We start from the raw sequence: 5,210 nt of genomic DNA, 5'->3' as shown, positions 1-5,210 counted from the left end.
GCTATTCCGGGCGAGCCATTCACTGGCCGGGATCCCGTTCTCCGGATCGAAACGCAAATCGAGCGGACCATCGTGCTGAAAGCTGAATCCGCGATCGCGATCGGCTAGCTGATCACTGGACAGCCCCAGGTCCAACACCATTGCATCAGCATGCTCCAGCCCGCTGGCCTGTAGCGCCTTGGCGGCCTGCTCGTAACTGCCCAAGAACACCGACAAGCGATCGACCGCAGGTTCGGATTCAACGCGAGCGAGCACCGCCGGATCGCGATCCAGCCCGATCACCAGCCCCTCGTCGCCGACCACATCCAACAACAGACGCGAATGACCGCCGGCTCCGTAGGTCCCATCGATCACGACCGTTGGCGAACACTCGCTCACCCAATGAACGATCTCCTCGGGCATCACCGAGACGTGGCAGGGGCGATTGTCGTTTGGTTCAGTCACGCGTGTCAGGCCATCAGGCGAAGTTGGAAACGGGAGCGGAGTATCGTCGATCGATTTTGTTCAGCCACCCGTCACGCATAGCGTGACCTACCTATTGACCGAGTGTAGGGCATGCTGTGCATGCCACCCGTCACGCACAGCGTGACCTACTTGTTGACCGAGCAGTGCAGGGCGGCTTCCATGTTGTCGGCGACTTCTTTCAACCGAGCCGCATCTCCGCCGCCGACTTCGGCCGCGCACCAACCGTTGAAACCGATCTCGCGCAGCGCCGCTTCGACGGCCGGCCAATCGACATCACCCTCGGTGATCTTGGTGAACTTGTTCTCCGCTCGCGAAAAACCTTTGATGTCCAGCTTCTTGATTCGCGGGCCGAGCTCCCGCACCCACTGGGCCACGTCGCCATATTTCCAGTGGTTGCCCAAGTCGAACTGCAACCCGACCAAGGGTGAATCGAACTGGTCGATGTACTTGGCCAGCGGTTCGACCGACTGATCGCTTCCGCCTTCGTGGTCATACAAAAAATGATTCCAAACGTTTTCGACCAGGATCGCGACGTTGTGCTTTTCGGCGGTCGGCAAGGCGGCACGAATGTTGTCGCTCGATCGCTGGTAGACCTCTTCATGCGTGCCGTCTTTGCCGTGACCGACGACCAACAGACACGAATCACCACCGACCGCGGCGGTTTCTTCGATACCGCGTTTCAGATTGTCCAGTGCCTTTGCGCGGACCTCCGGATCGGGGTCGCTGTGCCGAATGTTCCAGTGCGTGCCGCCCACGCTGCCATCGACGATCAATCCCGACGCCTTGGATGCCTTGTTGACTTCGTCGACATCGATCCCGGGGACGTTGACTTCGACGCCTTCAAACCCGGCCTCTTTGGCCACCCGAAACTTCTCTTCCAACGAGCCTTTGACTCCGATCATCCCGATCTTGAGCGTCTTGCGAAGCCAATCGTGTCCGTCGCCGGATTCGGCAAACAGCGGGGTGGATCGCATCGCCACGGAAAGCCCGGCGACACCGAGCGTGCCCATGGTTTGAAGTGCAGTTCGTCGTCGCATCTCGAATATCCTCGTCGTGTATGGGGGCGTTAAGGCGTCACTCGATTCTACTCGGCTTTCTTGGCCAGGCTACGCAAATGCAGTTCGGTCAACTGATCTTGATCGACCGCTCCGGGAGCCTCGGTCATCAAGTCTGACGCCTTTTGCGTCTTGGGAAATGCGATCACTTCGCGGATGTTCTCCAAACCGGCCAGCAACATGACCCAGCGGTCGACCCCCAAGGCGATCCCGCCGTGGGGCGGTGCACCGAATCGAAGCGCGTTGAGCAGGAACCCGAAACGATCTTCGGCCGTCGCCTCGTCGATCCCCAACAACTCAAACACTTTCGATTGCGTTTTCTGGTCGTGAATCCGAATCGTACCGCCGCCGGCTTCGCTGCCGTTGATGACCAAGTCATAGGCTTGGGCGCGACAGGCCTGCGGATCGCTATCCAGTTTCTCGAGATCGCTTTTCAGCGGCGCGGTGAAGGGGTGGTGCATCGCCACCCATCGGCCCGATTCCTCGTCGCGTTCGAACATCGGAAACTCGGTGACCCAACTGCAATGCAACTGATCGGCATCGTAGAGTTTGAGTTCCGCACCGAGCCGTTTCCGCAGTGCGTACAGGCCCTTGCAGGTGACTTCCCAGCTATCGGCCAGGAACATCAACAAGTCACCGGGCTCGCCAGCCATCAAGCTCTTGATCTCGGCCAAGTGTTCGGCATCAAAGTTCTTCGCCACCGGGCTCCACAGCGAACCGTCTTCTTCGACGCGGAACCAGGCGAGCCCTTTGGCGCCAAAATCTTTGACGAATTCGGTCAGCTCGTCGATCTGGCGACGGGAGTACTTTTCGGCGGCCCCTTCGGCGCGAATGCCGCGGACGAAGTTGCCGGCGTCGGCGGTCGCCCGGAACACGCGGAACTCGGTCTTCTTGGCGACCGAGGTCACGTCGACGATTTCCATGCCGAATCGCAGGTCGGGCGCGTCGTGGCCGAACCGCCGCATCGCCTCGTCGTAGGTCATTCGCGGAAGCGGCAATTTGACTTCTTTGCCGAGGACGTTCTTGGCCGTTTGAGCCACCAAGCCGTCGATCAAGCCCATGATGTCGTCGGCATCGACGAAAGACATTTCCAGGTCCAACTGGGTGAATTCGGGCTGACGATCGGCACGCAAGTCTTCATCACGGAAACACTTTGCGACTTGGACGTAGCGATCGAAGCCGGCGACCATCAAAATCTGTTTGTACAGCTGCGGGGACTGCGGCAACGCGTAAAAGCTGCCGGGATGCACGCGGCTGGGGACCAGGTAATCGCGGGCGCCTTCGGGCGTGCTGCGTCCCAGAATCGGCGTCTCGACATCGATGAAATCGTGCTCGGCAAAGTAGTCACGCATCTCTTTGATGATCGTGCTGCGCAGCACCATCGCCCGCAGCATTTCCGGCCGTCGCAGGTCCAGAAAACGGTACTTCAGCCGCAGGTCTTCACCGGGAAGATCGGCTTGGCCGGGGGTGAACGGCGGCGTCTGACAGGCGTTGAGGATTTCCAGTTCGGGACAACGCACTTCGATCGCACCGGTCGCCAGCTTGTCGTTGGTTTTGCCTTGCAAGCGATCGGCCACTTTGCCGCGCACCAGGATGACACTTTCCGCCGGGACATGTCCCGCCGCATCGATCTGAGCCTGGTCCGCCTCGGGCGGCCCGATCACGACTTGGGTCAATCCGTATCGGTCCCGCAGATCGATAAACACCGCGCCGCCGTGGTCGCGTTTATTCTCAACCCACCCACAAAGAGTGACTTCGGTTCCGACGTGTTCTTTGCGGAGCTCGCCGCAGTTGTGGGTGCGTAGCACGGATCTTGACTAATTCGGGGGGAAGGGAAAGGGGATCAAAACTGCCGATGGGGGCGGATTCTAAACTGTGGCGAGCGAATTGCTTAGGGGCCCCAGGGCGGCTGGTAAAAATCCAACAAAAAACGCCCCGAATCCGGCTGGATTCGGGGCGTTGAACGCGTTTTTGCGAAGACCGGCCGACCGGATCAATACTCGGCAGGACCCGTCTGGGCGATCTCCTCGGCTTCCTCTGGCGGCACTTGTTTGGGTGCCTTGAATCCGAACAACAAGATCAAATACAGGACCGCCATCGTCGCCGGGACCAAGGCCGTCACACGAATCGCCATCCGGCTCCCGTGCAGCGTCGCTTCGGCAACCGGCTCGGCATCAACCGATGCGTATTCCTTGTTCTCTTGCCACCATTTGTACTGTGCCCGCAACCCCTTGAACTCTTCTTCTTCGATGCGATCGCCGGCGATCTCGACGTCCGACACGATCGACTCGCCATTGTCGGCAAGCATCCCCGCCTTGGCACCGTCGATCCCGGTGATCGGAGGGAACACCAAGAACTGGTTTTCGTTGGGTGCTTTGACGCGTTGGAATGTTTCCGGTGCCTGTTCTTGGATGTACTGCGATGCAAAGTAATCCTGCTTGTAGCCGATCCCCGGGCCGCCGAGCACACCGGCCGACGTCATCCCGACAAATCCCATCAGGGCCATCGCGACGGTCGCACTTTGCGGGAACCGCTCGCCAACCACACCCAACATCGTGGGCCACAAGAACGTCTTGCCCAACGCGTAAACCGTGGCGGCGAAGAACATGAACGGCACGCTGTCGCCGATGCTGATCAGATAAAGCCCAACGGCACCGGTACAGGCGCTGATCAACAGCAATCCCAACGACGAGATCTTGTGCACGATCGGCCCAGCAAAGAAACGCAGCCCGGTCATCAGCAAGGACGTGTAAATGAACAGCGCCGTCCCCAGGAAGGCACTCTTGAGAATCCCACCGGTGATCTTGTTGATCCAACTGTCGGTCCCCAATTCCACGTACCCGACACAGGCGTGAGCGATCAGCAGGATCACAAAGAACGGACCGATCAACTTGGCAAACATCCCGCCATAGGAAATCGAACCCTGCTGGGCATCGGTCTGCGGAAACGGTTCCTTGACGGAGATGAAGCCGTACATCGCGACGGGGATCAAATACGTCGCCAACAGGATTTCCCAACCCACGCTGCCTTTGAGGAACACGATCAGCCCGCCGAGCACGAGTCCGGCCGGCCATCCGGCGTGCAGGATGTTCAAGTAGTGCGTCTTCTGCTCCGGATAAATCGCCGCGGTCAGCGGGTTGATGACCGCCTCGCAAATGCCGTTGCCGACCGCAAAAATGAACGCCGACCAGAACAAGATGTTGTAGACCGCGTCCTTGCCCGCCGCATTAAATACCGGCGTGGCCGAAAACAGCATGATCGCGGAGATCAGGTGACAAGCCATCGCGATGACCAACAGCGTCTTGTAGCCGACAAAATCGACCAGCAAGCCCGCGAACAAAATCACCAGACCAAACCCCAGCAACCCCCCACCGGTGATCTGGCCAAGTTCGGTCATCGTGAACCCGTACTGCTTTGACCAAACATCTAACAGCCCCGCCCGGACTGCAAATCCGATCCCTGCGGCAATCAGAGTCAGAAACCCTGCGGTGAGAAGCTTTTTCCGGTTTTCCATCGTCAGTATCTATACGGGGGGAGGAGAGAATTGGAAGGCGGTCGAGATGCTGCCACTATTGGCCAGCCAAGTCAAGCAATTACGGCGTTAAATGACCGAATGCCAAACGTAATCCCCGCGGCCCCCCGTCGCCACTAGCACCCCCGCTATACTCCACGCAGAAGTCAAAAATTGTG

4 protein-coding genes are annotated in these 5,210 nt (G+C 59.1%); all 4 read right to left on the bottom strand.

Translation table 11 applies throughout. The annotated features are described in order from the left end of the window. The coding region (gene mraW, locus ABX749_RS20850) for a 16S rRNA (cytosine(1402)-N(4))-methyltransferase (protein WP_372897675.1) at positions 1 to 444 on the bottom strand (444 nt) is incomplete at its 3' end. Positions 445 to 590: 146 nt separating this feature from the next. Then, on the bottom strand, positions 591 to 1,502 hold the full coding sequence (locus ABX749_RS20845; RefSeq protein ID WP_372897674.1) for a sugar phosphate isomerase/epimerase family protein: 912 nt from the start codon (positions 1,500 to 1,502) through the stop codon (positions 591 to 593). 47 nt (positions 1,503 to 1,549) lie between these two features. Continuing rightward, positions 1,550 to 3,328 (bottom strand): aspartate--tRNA ligase, encoded by a 1,779-nt coding sequence (aspS, locus tag ABX749_RS20840; protein ID WP_372897673.1) that lies wholly within the window; start codon positions 3,326 to 3,328, stop codon positions 1,550 to 1,552. A gap of 185 nt (positions 3,329 to 3,513) precedes the next feature. After that, on the bottom strand, positions 3,514 to 5,034 hold the full coding sequence (locus ABX749_RS20835) for a sugar MFS transporter (protein ID WP_145219579.1): 1,521 nt from the start codon (positions 5,032 to 5,034) through the stop codon (positions 3,514 to 3,516). Positions 5,035 to 5,210: the final 176 nt, after the last annotated feature.

This window comes from Stieleria sp., from assembly GCF_041595215.1.
GTDB lineage: Bacteria > Planctomycetota > Planctomycetia > Pirellulales > Pirellulaceae > Stieleria > Stieleria magnilauensis.
The sequence above is the reverse complement of the archived record's forward strand: the minus strand, read 5'-3'. Positions and strand labels throughout refer to the sequence as shown.